The 18,943-nt window shown below is 57.8% G+C and carries 20 protein-coding genes; 9 read left to right on the top strand and 11 right to left on the bottom strand.

Going from position 1 to position 18,943, the window contains the following annotated elements:
* Positions 1 to 53 precede the first annotated feature (53 nt).
* The 3 genes from LGH70_RS21485 to LGH70_RS21475 form a co-directional block, all read right to left on the bottom strand.
* The gene (locus LGH70_RS21485; protein WP_226189888.1) at positions 54 to 1,358 is read right to left on the bottom strand and encodes a Y-family DNA polymerase; all 1,305 of its coding nucleotides are present in this window, start codon (positions 1,356 to 1,358) and stop codon (positions 54 to 56) included.
* The gene (locus LGH70_RS21480) at positions 1,342 to 1,809 is read right to left on the bottom strand and encodes a LexA family protein (protein WP_226189886.1); all 468 of its coding nucleotides are present in this window, start codon (positions 1,807 to 1,809) and stop codon (positions 1,342 to 1,344) included. The genes LGH70_RS21485 and LGH70_RS21480 overlap by 17 nt, the downstream gene beginning before the upstream one ends.
* Before the next feature lie 120 nt (positions 1,810 to 1,929).
* Positions 1,930 to 3,072 (bottom strand): J domain-containing protein, encoded by a 1,143-nt coding sequence (locus LGH70_RS21475; protein WP_226189883.1) that lies wholly within the window; start codon positions 3,070 to 3,072, stop codon positions 1,930 to 1,932.
* Between the two features lie 151 nt (positions 3,073 to 3,223).
* On the opposite strand from LGH70_RS21475, the gene LGH70_RS21470 reads away from it, so the two are divergent.
* The 3 genes from LGH70_RS21470 to LGH70_RS21460 are packed head-to-tail and all read left to right on the top strand — an operon-like array spanning position 3,224 to position 5,113.
* On the top strand, positions 3,224 to 3,601 hold the full coding sequence (locus LGH70_RS21470) for a phage holin family protein (protein ID WP_226189881.1): 378 nt from the start codon (positions 3,224 to 3,226) through the stop codon (positions 3,599 to 3,601).
* A gap of 8 nt (positions 3,602 to 3,609) precedes the next feature.
* Positions 3,610 to 4,377 carry a hypothetical protein gene (locus tag LGH70_RS21465; RefSeq protein WP_226189880.1) on the top strand — a complete coding sequence of 256 codons (768 nt, stop codon included), beginning with the start codon at positions 3,610 to 3,612 and terminating at the stop codon, positions 4,375 to 4,377.
* Positions 4,343 to 5,113: a geranylgeranylglyceryl/heptaprenylglyceryl phosphate synthase gene (locus LGH70_RS21460; protein ID WP_226189879.1), complete on the top strand. Its 771-nt coding sequence runs from the start codon at positions 4,343 to 4,345 to the stop codon at positions 5,111 to 5,113. The genes LGH70_RS21465 and LGH70_RS21460 overlap by 35 nt, the downstream gene beginning before the upstream one ends.
* A gap of 98 nt (positions 5,114 to 5,211) precedes the next feature.
* Here the strand turns inward: LGH70_RS21460 and LGH70_RS21455 are convergent, their stop codons facing one another.
* From LGH70_RS21455 to panC, 7 genes are all read right to left on the bottom strand, one after another.
* On the bottom strand, positions 5,212 to 6,135 hold the full coding sequence (locus tag LGH70_RS21455) for a helix-turn-helix domain-containing protein (RefSeq protein WP_226189878.1): 924 nt from the start codon (positions 6,133 to 6,135) through the stop codon (positions 5,212 to 5,214).
* Positions 6,136 to 6,294: 159 nt separating this feature from the next.
* Positions 6,295 to 7,434, bottom strand: a complete 1,140-nt coding sequence (locus tag LGH70_RS21450; RefSeq protein ID WP_226189877.1) for an acyl-CoA dehydrogenase — start codon at positions 7,432 to 7,434, stop codon at positions 6,295 to 6,297.
* A 260-nt stretch (positions 7,435 to 7,694) separates the two neighbouring features.
* The gene (locus tag LGH70_RS21445) at positions 7,695 to 8,393 is read right to left on the bottom strand and encodes a zinc metallopeptidase (protein ID WP_226189876.1); all 699 of its coding nucleotides are present in this window, start codon (positions 8,391 to 8,393) and stop codon (positions 7,695 to 7,697) included.
* A gap of 12 nt (positions 8,394 to 8,405) precedes the next feature.
* Positions 8,406 to 8,891 carry a D-glycero-beta-D-manno-heptose 1-phosphate adenylyltransferase gene (rfaE2, locus tag LGH70_RS21440; protein ID WP_226189875.1) on the bottom strand — a complete coding sequence of 162 codons (486 nt, stop codon included), beginning with the start codon at positions 8,889 to 8,891 and terminating at the stop codon, positions 8,406 to 8,408.
* Positions 8,875 to 9,930 (bottom strand): lysylphosphatidylglycerol synthase transmembrane domain-containing protein, encoded by a 1,056-nt coding sequence (locus LGH70_RS21435; protein WP_226189873.1) that lies wholly within the window; start codon positions 9,928 to 9,930, stop codon positions 8,875 to 8,877. Before LGH70_RS21435 ends, rfaE2 begins: the two co-directional genes overlap by 17 nt.
* Positions 9,931 to 10,025: 95 nt before the next feature.
* Complete coding sequence (gene panD / locus LGH70_RS21430; RefSeq protein ID WP_100338329.1) at positions 10,026 to 10,373, bottom strand: aspartate 1-decarboxylase; 348 nt, start codon at positions 10,371 to 10,373, stop codon at positions 10,026 to 10,028.
* A gap of 81 nt (positions 10,374 to 10,454) precedes the next feature.
* The gene (panC, locus tag LGH70_RS21425) at positions 10,455 to 11,315 is read right to left on the bottom strand and encodes a pantoate--beta-alanine ligase (protein WP_226189871.1); all 861 of its coding nucleotides are present in this window, start codon (positions 11,313 to 11,315) and stop codon (positions 10,455 to 10,457) included.
* 120 nt (positions 11,316 to 11,435) lie between these two features.
* Between panC and LGH70_RS21420 the strand changes: the two genes are divergently transcribed.
* The 3 genes from LGH70_RS21420 (at position 11,436) to glmS (ending at position 15,676) form a co-directional block, all read left to right on the top strand.
* On the top strand, positions 11,436 to 12,248 hold the full coding sequence (locus LGH70_RS21420; RefSeq protein ID WP_226189869.1) for a glycogen/starch synthase: 813 nt from the start codon (positions 11,436 to 11,438) through the stop codon (positions 12,246 to 12,248).
* The gene (locus LGH70_RS21415; RefSeq protein WP_226189868.1) at positions 12,232 to 13,743 is read left to right on the top strand and encodes a DUF4270 family protein; all 1,512 of its coding nucleotides are present in this window, start codon (positions 12,232 to 12,234) and stop codon (positions 13,741 to 13,743) included. The genes LGH70_RS21420 and LGH70_RS21415 overlap by 17 nt, the downstream gene beginning before the upstream one ends.
* A 97-nt stretch (positions 13,744 to 13,840) precedes the next feature.
* Positions 13,841 to 15,676 carry a glutamine--fructose-6-phosphate transaminase (isomerizing) gene (glmS, locus tag LGH70_RS21410; protein ID WP_226189867.1) on the top strand — a complete coding sequence of 612 codons (1,836 nt, stop codon included), beginning with the start codon at positions 13,841 to 13,843 and terminating at the stop codon, positions 15,674 to 15,676.
* Between the two features lie 76 nt (positions 15,677 to 15,752).
* Here the strand turns inward: glmS and LGH70_RS21405 are convergent, their stop codons facing one another.
* The gene (locus LGH70_RS21405; RefSeq protein WP_226189866.1) at positions 15,753 to 16,418 is read right to left on the bottom strand and encodes a 3-hydroxyacyl-CoA dehydrogenase family protein; all 666 of its coding nucleotides are present in this window, start codon (positions 16,416 to 16,418) and stop codon (positions 15,753 to 15,755) included.
* Between the two features lie 56 nt (positions 16,419 to 16,474).
* On the opposite strand from LGH70_RS21405, the gene LGH70_RS21400 reads away from it, so the two are divergent.
* The 3 genes from LGH70_RS21400 (at position 16,475) to gltX (ending at position 18,874) form a co-directional block, all read left to right on the top strand.
* Positions 16,475 to 16,861, top strand: a complete 387-nt coding sequence (locus tag LGH70_RS21400; protein WP_226189865.1) for a RidA family protein — start codon at positions 16,475 to 16,477, stop codon at positions 16,859 to 16,861.
* Positions 16,862 to 16,964: 103 nt separating this feature from the next.
* Positions 16,965 to 17,150 carry a hypothetical protein gene (locus LGH70_RS21395; protein WP_226189864.1) on the top strand — a complete coding sequence of 62 codons (186 nt, stop codon included), beginning with the start codon at positions 16,965 to 16,967 and terminating at the stop codon, positions 17,148 to 17,150.
* 164 nt (positions 17,151 to 17,314) lie between these two features.
* Positions 17,315 to 18,874 (top strand): glutamate--tRNA ligase, encoded by a 1,560-nt coding sequence (gltX, locus tag LGH70_RS21390; protein ID WP_226189863.1) that lies wholly within the window; start codon positions 17,315 to 17,317, stop codon positions 18,872 to 18,874.
* Positions 18,875 to 18,943: the final 69 nt, after the last annotated feature.

Below are 18,943 nucleotides of genomic sequence, written 5' to 3'. Positions count from 1 at the left end.
AAGTGTGTGAGGCGGGCTGGCAATTGCAGATAAGTTGAGCCAACGCTATATTCTCAAAGAAGGCCACCATCCATATGGATGCACCACAACTCCTCGAAGCTGGTGGTATAGGCCGGGGTGCGCAAGTCTTTTTTTCCGGCCCAGCCTCCCTCCTTGCCAGCCAGCGCCGTAGCAAACCCAACGGTACCGGCTCCATAGCGGGCGTTCAGCTTGTCCAGCTCCGCCATCAGGCGCACCCGCTCTGCCGCCCGGGTCGGCGCTTCAAACAGATTTAGCTGTTGCTGACCGGCCGTTTCCAGACCATTGAAAATCACTCCGGCCTTCTTGTAGGGCACACCCGCCTGCCAGATTCTCTTTAGCGCAGTGCGGGCGTAGCGGATCAGTTCGGCGGTGTCGTCCGTGGCTACGGGTAGGCTTAGCGTGGCGGAGTGGGTATAGGGTGGCAGCTCGGGCCCGTAGCGGTTCCTGCTGATGAATACGGTCAGGATATTGACAGCACTGTTCTGCCGGCGCAGCTTTTCCGCGGCTCGGGTGGTAAAGGCCGCTACCGCGCCCAACAGCTGCTGATAAGCCGTTAGCGGGGTGCCGAAACTGCGGGTGTGGGCAATGCTGTGCCGCTGCCTTGCCCCACTCTCTACGGGAGTAATCTCCAGACACGAACGGCCCTGTAGCTCCCGCACGAGTCGGGCGCCCACTACCCCGCCCAAATGCTTGCGGGCCCAGACCTCGGACACCCCGGCCAGCTCGGCCGCCGTCCTAATGCCCTGTTCGTGCAGCCTGAGGGCGTGTTGGTGGCCAACACCCCACACATCTTCTACGGCCACCTGCGCCAGGGCCCAACGGCAGCGCTCCGGCGAATCCAGATACAGCACCCCGCCGTGTTCCACTTGTTTCTTGGCTATGTGGTTTGCCAGCTTGGCCAAGGTTTTGGTGGGCGCAATGCCCACGCAGGTCGGCAGGTGCACATATCGGCGAATCTCCTGCCGGATCTGGTGGCCATAAGCTTCCAGCCCATCCTGCCAGTGTGCCATGCCAGCCAAGTTCAGGAATGCCTCATCTACCGAATACACTTCTACCTCCGGGGCAACATCCGCCAGATAGCCCATCACCCGCCGCGACATGTCGCCGTAAAGGGCATAGTTGGAGGAGAAAACGTGCCCCTGGTGCTGGTCCAGCACGGGTTTAGCCTGAAAGTAGGGCGTCCCCATTCGGATGCCCAGCTCCTTGGCTTCGTTGGAGCGTGAAACGATGCAGCCGTCATTATTGCTGAGCACCACCACGGGGCGGCCCTCCAACCGGGGCTGAAAGGCCCGCTCGCAGCTCACGTAGAAGTTGTTGCAATCAACTAATGCGAACATAGCGTGAAAGTCTGCCAGGGCGAATTTCGGTCACTACATGTGTCACCACGCCCCAACAGTCGTAGAGGTCTGGCTCGCCGGTGAGCGGGGTGGATGGAAACGTGGGGTTATCAGGGACCAGCCACCAGATGTCGCCGCGCTTGAGCAGACGTTTGACGGTGTACTGGCCCTCGACCACGGCAATGATGATGTCGTTGTGCTGCGGATTAAGCCGACAATCTACTGCCAGCAGCGCTCCATCCCGGATTCCCGATTCGCCGCCGGTCATGCTATGGCCCTCAACCCGGACCAGATAAGTAGCGTGCGGGTGAGGCAGCAGCAGCGCATTCAAATCCAGCTTAGCGCCCAGATGATCTTCGGCCGGGGAAGGAAACCCGGCCGGGACGCGGGACTGGAAAAAGGGAAGCAGCAGGGGCTTCCGGACCACGGGAACAACAACGACTCGGCTCATAGCAGCAGCACAATAGGTTTGCCGCAATAATACGCATGCTAATTACAATAGTATATATTTTACTAATTTATTTGGCATAAGTATGTTAATCGATCCTCCAACCCTACTTCATTGCAGCGGCTACGGGCATTGCTGTCCTAATGCTTCCCCGGCGTACAGATAACCTAGCTGGATAGCACGGCGGAAAAACTCACAGGCCGCCACCGTATTGCCTTCCTGCTGGGCCAGGCGCCCCAGCAGGAAGTGTACCTGCCCGTTTTTCGGATTTTGCAGCAGCACTTCGCGGTAATCCTGACGGGCAGCCCCGAAGTCGCGGAGCTTATAGAAGGCCAAGCCACGGTAAGTCAGGTATTTCAGGGCGGGCTTTTTGCCGGTGGCCGCACGCTGCCGCATGCCCACGGAGAAGTCATCGGCGGCGGCCTGAAACTGTAGCAGGTCGAACAGGCGCAGCTCTCCCCGGGCCAGCCACGCCCCGCTCAGCGTCGAGTCGAGGGCCAGTGCCTGATTGAGGTTACGCTGCGCCGACTCTTTCTGCGCCAGATTGGTCTGGCACTGGCCCAGCCGATACAGCAGCAGCGCGGTATTCTGCGGGGTGTTGTCCTGCTGCAGGGCCACTTCGTAGTCGGCACGGGCGGCTTTGTAGTTCTGATAGATAAGCTGCTCAATCTCGGCTCGGCGGCGCAGGGCCTGGGTGTAGCTGGGCTTAAACTCGATGGCCTCGGAGAAAAAGCCGTGCGCTGTGCTCCACTTTCGCTCGGCGTAGGCCCGCAGGCCATTCTCGTAGTTGCTCACGGCCGTCACGTGGTCCATCGTCACCTTCACCGACACCACAAAGAGCAGCAACAGCAGAAACAAGCCGGCCGTGAGCAGGTAGTCGCGGCGCGTGAAGCGGGGGCGGCGCTTGGGAATGGTGCGGTAGTGTCGCTCCGATGAGTCGGCCGGGCGCCGGGTACGCAGGGGCTGGGGCGGCGGCATAGGCACTCCGTACACATGCTGGCCCTGGGCCCGAAACTGCTGCTGGCGCCGGGCTTCCTCAGCCCGCAGCACAGCGGCCCGCAGCTGGTGGTCGTAGGAAGCGCGCCGGGCCGGGTCGCTCAGCACGCGGTAGGCAGCGCTGATGGCTTTGAACTGCTCCTCAAACTGCGTGCTACCGCCGTGCTTATCAGGGTGAAACTGAATAGCTAACCGCTTGTAAGCCAGCTTTATTTCCTGAGTTGTAGCAGTAGCGGCAACTCCCAGCAACTGGTAATGATTTTGGCTCAAAGCAGGACATTATATAGTAAAAGTAACGCAAAACTCAGACACCGCGTATGGTTTTGCGTATGAACGAACAAACCGAAAAAATGGCTTAGGAGCCGGCTTTTCGGGTTCCGACCTATCTAACATCTTTTCTCGCTATTCTTCTCCCCGCCGTATGGCTTACGACGACGACGATTCCAAAACGCCCCGCAACGACAGCTTGGTGGGCAACCTCAAAGGCTACCTCGACACCCGCATCGACCTAGTCCGCCTCGAAGTTCAGGAGAAAGTCAAGGTGGCCTTTGTCGGTACCATGCACGGTGCGGCTATGGCCATCATCGGGCTATTTTTCCTGATTTTCCTCAGCATCTTTGCCGGTCTGGCCTTGAATGAAGTCTTCGACAGCTCCTTCTGGGGCTTTGGGGCCGTGGCCGGTTTCTACCTGGTGCTGCTCATCATCTTCCTTGTCGGAGTCGACAAAAAGTTGTTCCAGGGTGTGGCTGACAAGCTGCTGGACAACACTATCTACAAATCTGACAAACGTCAAGCATAATCTACCTCATGGCTGAGCTGACTAATCCCCTGTTCGACAACGAAAGAGAGTTTCTGGAGCGCCAAAAGCTTGAATATGAGCGCGCCCTGCAGGGTGACGTTGATGAAATCAAGGAAAAAACCCAGACGGCCGGCAAGTACGCCCTGATCGGGGCGGGCCTGTTGGGCAGCCTCTGGCTGATCAAGAAAGCTTTCAGTAGTAAGAAACACTCTGCTTTCGAGGAAGGCCTCGACGAGTGGGACACGCACGAGCGAGTAGCAGCCTCCAAGAAGAAGCTGCGCCACAACGATAATCACTACTCCGATGTCGATACGTCCGTAGCTGATGATCTGGGCTTTGGCTCGGCGCACGCTCACCAAGCCGACCGGGGCGCTACGGCCGCAACCCACGAGCGGGCTCACCTGGCCCCCGATGTATACCACACCGACTCCGATATCGACCCTTTTCCGCCCCTGCCCCGCTCCCGCACCCGCCGCTATCCGGTGCAGGCGTACCAGGCTCCGGCAGAGTCGTCGGGCACTGGCAAGCTGATGGCTTCTGCTTTTCAGAGCTTTCTGGAGTCGGATACCGGCAAAATGCTGCTGGCCCAGGTGACAGCCGTATTGATGGCATACGTAGCGAAAAAGGTGGGTGACTATTTACCTATGGTCAAAAATCCCGACCTTGCAACTTCTCCCGGCTCTTTCACAGTGGAACCCGAGACGAAGGATATCGACTTTACGTATCACCACGACGAAGCGGATGCGCCTCACCAGTCTGCACGAAACCCTCAGTAAACGCCGCGCCCGAGGCCAAAAATCCTTGGCCGTCCTGCTCGATCCAGACCATCTGGACGAGGCCGGGTGCCGGCACCTGCTGCAGCTAAGTGAAGCAAACCCAGTAGACTACTTTTTTGTGGGCGGCAGCCTGGTGATGAACTCTCACCAGGCGTCGCTCATTCGTTTGATAAAGAGTTGCAGCGCTGTTCCGGTGCTGCTCTTTCCCAGCCACAGCCTGCACCTCGATACCCAAGCCGACGGTATCCTGCTGCTCTCCTTGATTTCGGGCCGCAACCCTGACTTTCTGATCGGGCAACACGTGGTGGCCGCCCCGCTTCTACGGGCCAGCAACCTGCAGATTCTGCCCACCGGCTACATGCTCGTCGATACCGGCCGTCAGACGACGGCCAGTTACATGAGCGGCACCACGCCCCTGCCCTACGATAAGCCTACTATTGCCGCCTGCACGGCTATGGCCGGCGAGCAGTTGGGCCTGCGCCTAATGTACCTCGACGGAGGCAGTGGTGCTATGTACCCGGTGTCGTCCACCATGATTCGGGCTGTGCGGCAGGCCACCGACACTCCCCTGATAGTGGGTGGCGGCATCAACACGGCTGAAAAGGCCTACGCCGCGCTATCAGCCGGTGCCGACGTAATTGTCATTGGGAACCAGATTGAAAAGGCCCCGGAGTTCCTGGCCGAAATGTCGAAAGTAGTCCGCACCTTCAATACTGTGCTGGACGTGAAGGTCTAGATCTTCCCTGCTAACTGCTACGCCCTAGCTACCTTAGAGCAAGCAAAAAGGCCCGCGTCGAGTACTCGACGCGGGCCTTTTGCTTGCTCTAAGGTAGCTTAGATATTCATGGCCGACTCGCGGCGGCGCATTTTACCGGCCGGAATACCGAACATCATCTTGAAGCGGCGGCAGAAGTAAGCCGTGTCCTTGTAGCCCACTTCCTTGCCAATGTCGCGGATGCTTTTCTTGGTCGTGCGTAGCAGGAATACGGCGCGTTCCATGCGCTGGTACTCGATGTAGTCCTGGGGATTAATACCGGTCAGCATCTTGAAGTACTGACCTACATAGTCCTCACTCACGTTGGCCACGCTCGAGAGCACCTTGTTCGACAAGTCGCCACCGATGTTCTCCTTGATGTAGTTGAACAGGTCGATGAGGCGCGGATCCTTGAAGTAGGTGCTGTTGGTAGCGAGCTGCTCCACAAACATCTTGTTCTTAAGAATGTAGCGCACAATCTCCACCACGATGTTCTCGGTGTAGATGGTGATAAGACGCTCCCGGCCGGGCAGTTCCTGCAGGCTTTCTTCTACCACCTTAATCACCAGATTGGCCAGCTTAGAGTTGCCAGTAATCAGGAAGGCAGGCACGTCGAGCGAGGCGAAGAAGTTCACCGAGTCGAACACCTTAGCCTCAAAGCTCACGTGGCTGTGGCTTTCCTCGGCATCGCCAATCAGGTCCAGATCAGCGTTGGAGTGGAAGAACTTGTCCTTGTTGCTGATCAGGTCATCGTTGGTAATCGACTTACCAGCGGCTTCGCCGTAGCTCACCTTGGTAGCGCGGCCACCGGGAATGAAGAGCATTTCGCCTTCTTCCACGGTTTGCTCCTCGTCGCCGAAGGCAATACGGCCCTTGTGCAGCAGGATCAGGTTATTGCCAACATCATAGTAATTACGAACCGTGAACGGCTGCTGAAGGACCAAATTCTTCGCTTTAATGTATCGTACACCAAGCGACTCTATCACTTTATTGTAATCTTCCATATTCTAGTGGGTGGTTGGGGTAGCGGGTTAAAACCGACCAGTGGAGGGGTTGGATTTAGACAATGCAAAATAACATATAAAAATTCACAAAAACGAAAAACCCAGCCATTTTATGGCTGGGTTTAATGCAATGATTCTGACTTTTAGGCAATTCGCCTTTTACTTCAGCAATTCACGCGAGATTACAATTTTCTGAATCTCAGAGGTTCCCTCGTAAATCTGGGTGATTTTAGCGTCGCGCATCATGCGCTCCACGTGGAATTCTTTCACAAAACCGTAGCCACCGTGGATCTGTACGGCTTCCACGGCCGTATCCATAGCAACTTTCGAAGCGAAGAGCTTGGCCATGGCGCCCGTCTTGGCGTAGTCCTGATGAGCGTCCTTATCGTGGGCGGCTTGCAGGCACAGCAAGCGGGCCGCGTCGATGTTGGTAGCCATGTCGGCCAGCTTAAACTGAATGGCCTGGTGCTTGGCGATTTCGACGCCGAATGCCTTACGCTCCTTGGAGTACTTCAGCGACAACTCGAATGCGCCGGAGGCAATCCCCAGGGCCTGGGCGGCAATGCCGATCCGGCCGCCGGCCAGCACCTGCATGGCGAACTTGAAGCCGAAGCCGTCCTCGCCGATGCGGTTTTCCTTGGGCACTTTCACGTCCGTAAACATCAGGGAGTGCGTGTCGGAGCCACGGATACCGAGCTTGTTCTCCTTCGGGCCCACCACAAAACCGGGCATGTCCTTATCCACTATCAGCACGTTGATGCCGCGGTGCTTCAGCTCAGGGTTGGTTTGAGCTACTACCAGATATACAGAGGCTGAGCTACCGTTGGTAATCCAGTTTTTGGTGCCGTTCAGCAGGTAGTGGTCACCTTTGTCTTCGGCTGTGGTGCGCTGCATCGTCGCATCGGAACCGGCTTCGGGCTCGGAGAGGCAGAAGGCCCCGATGATTTCGCCGCTGGTGAGGCGGGGCAGGTACTTACGCTTCTGCTCTTCCGTACCGTACTTTTCCAGGCCCCAGCATACCAGCGAGTTATTTACCGACATAATGACGGAGCACGAGGCATCGACCTTGGAGATTTCCTCCATAGCCAGCACGTAGGAAACCGTATCCATGCCGCCGCCGCCGTACTCGGGGCTCACCATCATACCCAGAAAGCCCAGCTCGCCCATCTTCTTGATTTGCTCGGTAGGGAATTTCTGGTGTTCGTCGCGCTCAATAACGCCGGCCCAGAGTTCACTCTGTGCAAAATCACGGGCAGCTGCTTGTACAGCGAGTTGTTCTTCGGTGAGCTGAAAATCCATTGGTAATACGCTTGGGTGGGAGGGAAAAGTAGAGCCAGTAGACGGCGGAATAGGGTTCAAAATTAACCCTTAGATGTTGGACAATAAGCAGGACGCTGGCATTTTTATTCGTCCCGCCGCTACTACCGCTACTATAACTAGTAGATGCCCGGCAGGTTTGGGCTGGCAGTTTGACAGATTACCGTTTAGGAGCCACAAAACAACAGCCGCCCCAGAAGATAGAGCGGCTGTTGCAGAAGACTTTTACCAGCAATCCGGGATTAGCGCCGGTCGCGGCTGCCCATGAAAATGCTGACGTAGTAGAGCAGCGTAGCCAGGGAGCTGAGGGCCGCTACTACGTAGGTCATGGCAGCCCACCAGAGAGCATCCTTGGCCATCACGTGCTCCTGGGGCGTTACGATGCCGCGCTTATCAATCCAGGCCAGGGCCCGGCGGCTGGCATCGAACTCGACGGGCAGCGTAACGAAGGAGAACAGCGTGGTCAGGGAAAACAAGGCAATACCAACGCCCAACGGAATGAGAGACGTGCGAATCATCAGCACGCCGGCCAGCAGAATGAAGGGCATGAACTTGGACACGCCACTCAGGGCCGGCACCATGGCCGAGCGGAACTGCAGCATGCTGTAGGCCGTGGCGTGCTGCACGGCGTGGCCGCACTCGTGGGCCGCTACGGCCGCCGCCATGGCACTGCGCTCCTCATACACGGTTTCGCTGAGGTTAACGGTCTTATCGGCGGGGTTGTAGTGGTCGGTCAGGCGGCCTTCGGTGGAGATGACCCGCACGTCGGTAATGCCGTGGTCGGCCAGCATTAACTCGGCAATCTGCCGGCCGGAGAGGCCCGACTGCAGGCCAATCTGGGCGTATTTCTCAGACTTGCTGCGCAGCCGCCACTGGATGATCCAGCTTACGACCATCGCCGCAATGACGAGGAAATAAATAGGGCTTGCGTTGTAGAACATGGAGGAGGTTGCTTAGGAGTGAAGGTGGGCCTGAATCCGCTCGACGATTCGAGTAGTGCTGTAGCCCTGCACGAGCGGCACGGTGAGTACCTGCCCGCCATTAGCTAACACTAATTCGTGGCCGACAATTCCGCTGATGGCATAGTCGTCGCCCTTCACCAGAATGTCGGGCTTGATGAGCGTAATCAGCTCCAGCGGGGTCGGCTCGTCGAACAGAACCACGGCATCCACAAACAAAAGGGACGCCAGAATGCGCGCACGTGACACTTCGTCCTGCAGGGGGCGGCCCGGCTTCAGCCGGCTCACCGAGGCATCCGTGTTGAGGCCCAGCACCATTACGTCGCCCAGGTTGCGGGCCTTCTCCAGGTAATCGACGTGGCCCAGGTGCAGCAAGTCGAAGCAGCCGTTGGTGAAAACGACGCGCTTACCCTGCTCCCGCCACTGCGCCAGTTGGGGCAAAAGCGCCTCCTGGCTGACAATTTTATCCTTGCTCCACATCGGTTGTTACGGCGAGGGCCGGCTCGGCAACTACCTGCCTCAGCGTTCTGCCCGATTTCATCATACTGGCGACAAAGCTGATACCGCCCATAAACACCACTAGCAGGGTTTGGGAGCCGTGCACTACCAGAGCGTAGGCAATACCGGCTTCCTTGCTGATACCGTAGGCCAGCAGAATACCCTGCACCATCACGTGAAACGGCCCGATACCACCCGCCACGGGAGCGGCCATGCCAAAGGCGCCGAAGGTGAGAACGGCCAAACCGGCCCGCATATCGAGCGAGTAGGTAGCCGGGAAGCACCGGAAGGCCAGGTAATCCATCAGGTAGTAGACAAACCAGGTGAAGAAGGTGTGGAGCAGAAAAATACCCTTGTTCTCCATCTTCAGGATGCTGAATACGCCGGCCAACAGGCCTTTGGCAAAGACAACTACCTTGTTGAACAGCCGGTTCTGCCGCAGCCGCTCCAGATTCTGGAACAGGGCGTAGGCCAGGCCCAGCAGCAGCAGCAAGGCAATACCGCCGGCCACGAGCAGGGGCGTGCGGTTGCGGGCCAGCGCGTCGTAGCGCCCACCCAGTATCTTATCGGTTACGAACGACCAGAACGTGTTGAAGTCGAGCAGCAGGGTGCTGCCCAGCAGGCCCAGCAACACCAGCACATCGATTACCCGCTCCGTGACGACGGTGCCCAGAGCTACTTGCACCGGCACTTTACTCGTGCGCTGCAGAATAGAGCAGCGGATTACTTCGCCCATGCGCGGCAGCACCATATTGGCCAGGTAGCCCACCATCATGGCGTGGTACACGTCCCAATACGGCGCCTTGTGCTTGCTGGCATCGAGCTGCATTTTCCAGCGGTAGGCCCGGCTGAAATACCCCAGCGCCGAGAGAATCATGGTGATAATCAGCCAGGAGTAGTTGGCCTCCCGCATGTGCCGGCCAATACTGCTCAGGTCCTGTCCCTGCACGGCATACCACATCAGCAGCCCCGATACCGACAGCAGCAGGGCGTACTTTAAAATATTAAGTAGCGTTTTCATGAATACCGAACGGGCAATAAATACCGAAGAGAAGGTCGTCCAAGGGCCATACTCGGCTCTGGCCGAAAGCGTTGCCCTGCGGTAGCAGCCAGTGCTTATACCAACCGATTATGCTGGTCCGGAAACACGAGCGTGGGCTTGTGGGCGCGGGCTTCAGCAAAATCAATCAGGGCATACGAGAAAATAATAACGATGTCGCCCACGGCGACGCGCCGGGCGGCCGGGCCGTTGAGGCACACCATGCCTGAGCCCCGCTCCCCCCGAATCGTGTAGGTTTCGAACCGCTCGCCGTTGTTAACGTTGACGATGGTCACTTTCTCGTTTTCCACCATGTTGGCCGCGTCCAGCAGGTCTTCGTCGATGGTGACGCTCCCGACGTAGTGCAGTTCGGCCTGGGTAACCTTGGCCCGGTGAATCTTAGACTTGAGAACTTCGATATGCATGGGTACAGAAGGGGGTAATTTTCAGGGCGCAAAGGTAACTAAATCGGGCCGAACGCCTGAATGCCTCTCCTTGGAACCCATTTACTCCGGCAGCGTCACCAGCACGTTGTCGATCAGACGCACGCCACCCAAGTGCGCGGCCAGGCACAGAGCCACGGTGCGGCCGGCCACCCAGCCCGTGGTCAGGGGCTGCAGGGTCTGGGCATCAGCCAGGGTAAAGTACTCAAGCTGGATAGCCGGCTCAGTAGTCAGAAACTGCGCTACGGTCTGCTCCACGGCCTGGGGCGCGTGCTGCTGCTGCTGCACCAGGCCCGCGCCCAGCATCAGGGCCTGGTAGAGCCGGGGTGCCACGGCCCGGGCCTCGGGCGACAACCGCCGGTTGCGCGACGACATAGCCAGCCCGTCCGTTTCGCGGATAGTCGGATAGGCTACTACTTCCAGATCAAACGACAAATCGGCCACCAGCTGCCGGATAATGGTGACCTGCTGCAAATCTTTCTGGCCGAAATACGCGCGGTGGGGCCGGCTCAGATGAAACAGCTTGCTGACCACTGTGGCCACGCCGTGGAAGTGGCCCGGCCGGTGCTCGCCCTCCATCACCTGCTCCAGGGAGCCGAAATCGAAGCGCAGCACCGTGGGCTGGGGATACATCTGCTCTACCGAGGGCATAAACAGCGCCGTGCAGCCCGCCGGGCCCAGCAGCTCGGCATCGGCGTCGGGCACGCGCGGATAGAGGCGGAAGTCCTCAGGGTTATTGAACTGCGTGGGGTTCACGAACACGCTGACGACGACCACATCATTTTCCCGGGCGGCGGCGCGCACCAGCTGCAAGTGTCCTTCGTGCAGGGCACCCATGGTGGGCACCAGTCCGACGCGTAATTTGTTTTGTCGCCAGATTTCGGTTTGGGCTTGCAACGCGGCGGCCGATTGGAGTATCTCCATAGGGTGAAAAGGCCCGTTGGCAGAGTGCCCAGGCTGGTTTAATTGATAATTCGCTCAAAAATGCTTAATTTTGTGCATCCCAAAGTGTTGCCCTATCCCAATCACACCAACTGACTCTATATGTCCAAGTTGAGAATACTCTACGCTGCCACGGAAATTAACCCGTTTTTGCAGACGACCAAGGTAGCGGAGTTTCTGCGCATGCTACCGCAGGGAATGCAGGAGATGGGGATGGAAATCCGCATTTTTGTGCCCCGTTTCGGTATTATCAACGAACGTAAGAACCGCTTGCACGAGGTAGTGCGCCTCTCTGGTATCAACATCGCCGTGGGAGAAGAAGAAAAGCCGCTGATTATCAAAGTGGCCTCTATCCCCAATGCGAAGCTGCAAGTATACTTCATCGACAACGAAGATTACTTCCACCGCAAGTCGGTGCTCGTCGACAAAAACGATAAGTTCCACGCCGACAACGATGAACGGGCTATCTTTTTCTGCAAAGGCGTGCTCGAAACCGTGAAAAAGCTAGGCTGGGCGCCGGATATTGTGCACTGCAACGACTGGATGACGGGCCTGATTCCGATGTACCTGAAAACTACCTACAAGAAGGACCCGATCTTCAAGGACGCCAAGTCGGTATTCACGGTTTACAACAACGAGTTCAGCCACAAATTCGAGAGCGACATCATTGAGAAGGCTAAAATGCTGGATATTGATGACGAAATGCTGGCGGCCCTGAAGTCGGCTGACTTCGGCGGCTTCATTAAAGTGGGCATGGAATATGCCGACTCCGTGGTGAAATCCGACGAGGATTTCAGCGACAACCTGAATGCCCTGTTCTCCGAGTACTCGCAGAAGCGGCAGATCGGCCAAGTTGGCACCGGCGACAACCTGCTTTCCTCTTACTACACGCTTTATAATGAATTGGCTAATTAGTAACGCCTTCCGAATAGCCTCGGTTACTTTTTGCTCCTCTGCCCTGCTCTTCACCGCTACCGGCTGCGAAGATGCCAACGACCTAGGAGTTGAGGTGCCCGGCACCTCCCCCATCAGCACTGAATACCGCGATTATAGCGTTACTGCTTCCACCATCCTGCAGGACTCGGCCGAAACGCTGAACGCCGAGCGGGCCTTGGCCGGACGTATCAACGATGATGCTATTGGCACCACCACCGCCAAGGCGTTCTTTAACCTGCGGGCGGGCTCCGAAGAGCTGCCCAGCCTGTTCACCAACACCAAGCTGGACTCGGTAGTGCTGGTCATGAGCTTCGACCAGGTGTATGGCAGTGCCGCCCGGCCCATCAGCTTCGACCTGTATAACCTGGCATCGAGCCTGGAGGAAAAGAAAAGCTACAACGCCGGCGTAAGTGTGCCCCTGGGCACCCGGGTAGCTACGAATCTGATCAGCTCGCTAAACCGAACCAAAACCGAACAGCGGAAAAACGGCCTGAAGAAGCTGGCTGTGGATGCTAACGGCAAGTTTCTGTTGGACGCCACCGGCAAGAAGTATCCGGGTACTGTTGATAGCACGACGAGCATCACGGTACCAGATCAGACCATTCGCCTAGTACTCCACAAAGACCAGGTCCGCAACTCGGAGTTTGCAACTCAGCTGTTTACGGCCATGAAGGATGCGTCCTTTTCCCAAACCAGGCTGAACGAGCTGTGGAAAGGGTTGGGCCTGGTACCATCCGACGGCTATGCCGGCGCCGTGGCTGGCCTGAACCGGCTGTTTGACAACCGGGTATACTTCTACTTCACTGGCACTAAAACCGGCGCTACGGCCGTCACATCTCAGTCGTACAGCGTCCGGCTGGCCAACTCCTACGGCATAAACGACCCCAACGCTCCGCGCTACTACACCCAGCTCACCACGGATTTCAAAGCCCCGTTCAATGTGCTGACCGATCCAACCAAGTCGGCAACGACGGCGGATGGGCTGGCCTATATGCAAGAAGGCATCGGTTTGGGCACCAAGCTGGTGATTTCGGACATTGATGCGCTGAAAGGCCAGAATGCACTGGCCATCAACCGGGCCGAGCTGCTGATTCCGGTCAAATCGTCGGGGGCCCTGCTGTTTCCTTCCCCCACGCAAGCTTATCTCTACGAGCTGAACGCCAACAACCGGGTGCTGCTGCGCACGATAAACACCTCTCCCGCGGAGCGGATTGTTCAAACCAACTTAGCCAGCCCGCTGGGGCAGGGCAATGAAGCCATTGTAAGTCTTTACAATGTGAGCCCAACCAATAAGTATTACAGCGTAGTAATCACCACCTACCTGCAGGCCTACCTGGCCAATCAGTTGGGCGAACAACCCGCTGCTTTCATGTTGAGCCCATTTCTGCGGCGGTCGTTTGGCCTGTCGCTAAATAGAAGCGTGCTCGACGCCCGGAATATCAAGCTACGCGTATACTCCTCCAAGTTGCGCTAGCGCTCAGCTACTGTCACACGAATCACTCCGGCACGGCCTTTGTTAATGGGCCGGGCCGGAGTGATTTTTCTCTCAACATCTCTTTCTCTGACACACTATGTGCGGAATTGTCGCTTACATCGGGTACCGTGAGGCTTGCCCTATTATCCTGAAAGGCCTGCGCCGTCTGGAATATCGTGGCTATGACTCAGCCGGCGTGGCCCTGCTGAACGGGTCCCTGAACGTTTATAAGAAAAAAGGCAAGGTCCAGGAGCTGGAAAACTTCATTGCCGAGAAAGACACCCACGCCCACATCGGCATGGGCCATACGCGCTGGGCTACCCACGGTGAGCCAAACGACTCGAATGCCCACCCGCACTACTCCACCTCGGAGCGGATTGCCATTATTCACAACGGCATTATCGAGAACTACGCGGCCTTGAAGACCCACTTGCAGAAGCAAGGCCATGCGTTCCACTCCGATACGGATACGGAAGTATTCGTGAACCTGATTGAGGAGATTCAGAAGCAGAACAGCTGCTCGCTGGAAGAGGCCGTGCGCCTGGCCCTGCACGAAGTAGTTGGCGCCTATGCCATTGTGGTTCTGAGCAAGGACGACCCAGGCCAGCTGATTGCGGCCCGTAAAGGCTCCCCCCTGGTAATCGGCATTGGCAAGGACGAGTTCTTCCTAGCCTCCGACGCGACACCCATCATCGAGTACACAAACGAGGTTGTATATGTGAACGACTACGAAATTGCGGTTATCCGTGATGGTAAGCTCGACATTCGTACCAAGGAGGACGTGCAGCAGACACCCTATATCCAGAAGCTGGAAATGGAGCTGGACAGCATCGAGAAAGGTGGCTACGAGCACTTCATGCTGAAGGAGATTTTCGAGCAACCCCGCTCTATCCTCGACTCCATGCGGGGTCGTCTGGAGCTGGAGGCCGGCCATCTGAACATGGGCGGCATCCGGGCCTACGAGCGGAAGTTTGTGAATGCCGACCGGATCATCATCGTGGCTTGCGGCACCTCGTGGCACGCTGGCCTAGTGGCTGAGTACCTAATTGAGGATCTGGCGCGCATTCCGGTCGAAGTGGAATACGCTTCGGAATTCCGCTACCGCAACCCGATTATCACCGAGCGCGACATCGTTATTGCCATTTCCCAGTCGGGCGAAACGGCCGATACGCTGGCAGCCATTGAGCTGGCTAAGAGCAAGGGCGCAACCATCTTCGGTATCTGCAACGTGGTGGGCTCGAGCATCGCCCGCGCTACCGATGCGGGTGCCTACACCCACGCCGGCCCCGAAATCGGGGTGGCTTCGACCAAGGCCTTCACGGCTCAGGTTACGGTGCTGACGCTGCTGGCCATGATTGTGGGCCACAAGCGCGGCGCACTCACCGACTCGAAGATGCGTGAGCTGATGGTGGAGCTGAGCAACATTCCCGCGAAAGTGGAGAAGGCACTGAAGCTCAACGACGAGATTGAGGCTATTGCCGAAATCTTCCGCGATGTGCCGAACTTCCTCTATCTGGGCCGGGGCTACAACTTCCCCGTAGCTTTGGAAGGTGCTTTGAAGCTGAAAGAAATCAGCTACATCCACGCGGAAGGCTACCCCGCCGCCGAAATGAAGCACGGCCCGATTGCCCTGATTGACGAGAACATGCCGGTAGTGGTTATTGCCACCAAAGACAGCTCGTACGAGAAGGTCGTATCGAACATTCAGGAAGTGAAGGCTCGCAAAGGCCGCATTATTGCCGTCGTAACCGAAGGTGACACGGTGATTCCAGCTATGGCCGAATTCGTGATTGAGGTGCCCGCTACGAGCGAAGTGCTGATGCCGCTGGTATCGGTGATTCCGCTGCAGCTGCTCTCTTACCACATTGCGGTGCTGCGCGGCTGCAACGTCGACCAGCCCCGTAACCTGGCCAAGTCGGTTACGGTAGAGTAATCCACCCGCTAGCTTACGACAAAGCCCTGCCAGAGCAATCTGGCAGGGCTTTTTGTTGCGTTGATTCACGTATGCTCTACAGCGCGAAAGACTGGTTTCGCAGGGCCATGCTTTTCAGCAGCGGCGCAACCCGGTAGCGGGCATCGTGCGTGTCCTGATACAGCGCTTCGAGCACTTCGTACACCCGCTCTATCCCGAGGGCATTGGCCCACCCAAAAGGGCCCAGGCCGCTACTAGCGGCGGGCCGCACGGTGCGCTCTATATCGGCCAGACTGGCGGCCGATTCCTGCAGGGCATGGCAAGCTTCGTTGATGGCCGCGCAGACCACGCGCGGCGTGAGCAGCCCGACGCGGTCCTGCACCAGGCAGTAATCGGTGCCCAGGGCAGCGCATAGCCGTACCAGCTCCGGAGAATCTTCCGGCCGGTACAGGCTTGCTTCCAGCACCGGCCGGTCGAGTAAAGTGGGCAGGGCACAAAAGCCAAACACTGGCCCGAACGGTGGCTCTTCGCCCCGGAAAATCTCGGCCAGGGTACGGCTGCTGGTGTGGTAGAAAAGCGGCTGGCGCGGCTGTTCGTAGTGCAGCTCGGGCCAGGGCCGCAGGTCGAAAGCTACATCGGCCGCGCCAAGGCGGGTAAGCAGGTCGGGGGCCGTACCAGGGCAGAAGTCGTAACTGTGGGCCGGGCCGAACTTGCGCCGAAACTCCGCTTCCAGGTAATGGCCGTCGACGATAAAGAGGTGCATATTTTTCCGCTTACTTTTGACCTAAAGATAAACCATCCACCCGCACGCTCTTTTCTATGGCCAACACCATCATTTACTCGCCCGACGCTCCTGCTCCCATCGGCCCCTACAGCCAGGCTATTCAGGCCGGTAACACCGTGTACGTCTCGGGCCAGATTGCCCTGGATGCCACCTCGGGCCAGCTCGTCGGCAACGGCGACGTAGCCGCCGAAACCCACCAAGTAATGCGCAACCTGCAGGCCGTGCTGGGCGCGGCCGGCATGACGCTGCGCGACGTAGTGAAGTGCAGCATCTTCGTCAAAGACCTCGGCAACTTTGGCCTGATCAACGAAATCTACGGTAGCTACTTCAAGGACGACTATGCCCCGGCCCGCGAAACTGTGGAAGTGAGTCGCCTGCCCAAAGACGTGCAGGTCGAAATTTCGTGCATTGCGGTGAAGTAGCGAGATGGTGAAATAGGGAAATGGTGAGTTTTTCGTTCTGACTGCGCGTCATTGCGCATATTGAACAACAACTCCCTATTTCACCACCTTACAATTTCGTCTTATGAAAGAACTTGGACTAGGCCTGCTGCTGCTCGGCTTGCTGTCGTTGATTCTGCCCTTCCTGGGTATGAAATCCATGTTGCTCACCTGGATTGATCAATGGGGCACCACTGTGGCCTGGGTTATCCGGGGCGGCATCACGCTGCTGGGCCTCATCCTCTACCTTGCCTACCGCAACCGGGACTAGCAGTGAAATAGTGAGCTGGTGAAATGGTGAGTTGTTGTTCCGCTGACGGCGTTTGCGCGGATTGAACAGCAAACTCGCCATTTCACCACCTCACTATTTCACCATTTGATCTTTGTACCTTCGCGGCGCGTTTCTAGTCAGATTCGACGCGAATTTCTGTTTTTATGGAGAGAGAAGTACGGGTGCGCTTTGCGCCCAGCCCTACGGGACCGTTACATATCGGCGGCGTGCGCACGGCGCTGTATAACTATTTGTTTGCACGTAAGATGGGCGGCAAAATGCTGCTGCGCATCGAGGACACCGACCAGAACCGCTTCGTGCCCGGCGCCGAGCAGTACATTGCTGAATCCCTGAAGTGGTGCGGCATTGAGCTGGACGAAAGCCCCTGGAGCGAAACGCCCGGCCCGCACGCGCCCTACCGGCAGAGTGAGCGGAAGCCCATGTACATGGAGTACGCCATGCAGCTCATCAGCAGCGGCCACGCCTACTACGCCTTCGACACGCCCGAAGAGCTAGACGCCATGCGCGCCCGCCTGACGGCGGCCAAGGTGCCTAATCCGCAGTATAACAGCATTACGCGCACCCAGATGCGTAACTCCCTGACCCTGCCCGAAGACGAGGTAAAGCAGTTGCTGGACAGCGGCTCGCCCTACGTCATTCGCCTGAAGGTGCCGCGCAAGGAGGAAGTCCGCTTCAACGACATGATTCGCGGCTGGGTAGTAGTACACTCCAGCAGCATCGACGACAAGGTGCTGATGAAGTCGGACGGCATGCCGACCTACCACTTGGCCAACATCGTGGATGACCACCTGATGGAAATCACCCACGTCATTCGGGGCGAGGAGTGGCTGCCCTCGGCGCCGCTCCACGTGCTGCTCTACCGCTACTTTGGCTGGGAAAGCACCATGCCGCAGTTTGCCCACCTGCCCCTGCTGCTCAAGCCCGACGGCACCGGCAAGCTCAGCAAGCGCGACGGCGATAAGCTCGGCTTCCCCGTATTCCCGCTCGAATGGCACGGCACCGACTCCGAAACCGGCCAGCCCACAGTGAGCAGTGGCTACCGCGAAAGTGGCTACCTGCCCGACGCTTTCATCAACTTCCTGGCTTTCCTGGGCTGGAACCCTGGCTCCCAGCAGGAGATTTTCTCGATGCCCGAGCTGATTGAGGCCTTCAGCATTGAGCGGGTGAGCAAGTCGCCGGCCCGCTTCGACCAGAACAAGGTGCGCTGGTACAACGAGCACTACCTGCGTGCCAAGCCCGACGCCGAGCTGGCCCAGTTCCTGCTCACGGCGGTGAAAGAGCACAACATTGAGTGCTCCGAGGAAAAGGCCGTGCAGATTGTGGGCGCCATGAAGGAGCGCGTCACCTTCCCGCAGGACTTCTGGCGCGAGGCCCAGTACTTCTTTATTGCTCCCGAGAGCTACGACGAGCAGGTTATCAGCAAGAAGTGGAACGCGGCTACGGCTTCGGCCCTGCTGGCTTTTGCTCAGGAGCTGCCCGCCCATCACGACACCACACCCGACGGCATCAAAACCCTGCTGACAATGGTGCTGGAGCGTCAGGGCGTGAAAATCGGGCAGGTGCTGCAGGCGCTGCGCGTGGTAGTAACCGGCGTAGCCGCCGGCCCCGACTTAATGGCTATTATGAGCATTATCGGGGCCCGGGAAACGGCGCAGCGCATTACGGCGGCCGTAGAGCGCCTGGCGGCTAATACCAACGCCTAGAAGCTCGTTTTAAAATTCGCGCATCCGGCAGCAAGGCCGCTTCGTACTACGTGGTACGGAGCGGCCTTC

Source organism: Hymenobacter nitidus, from assembly GCF_020447315.1.
GTDB lineage: Bacteria > Bacteroidota > Bacteroidia > Cytophagales > Hymenobacteraceae > Hymenobacter > Hymenobacter nitidus.
This window is presented reverse-complemented; position numbering and strand designations above follow the sequence as displayed.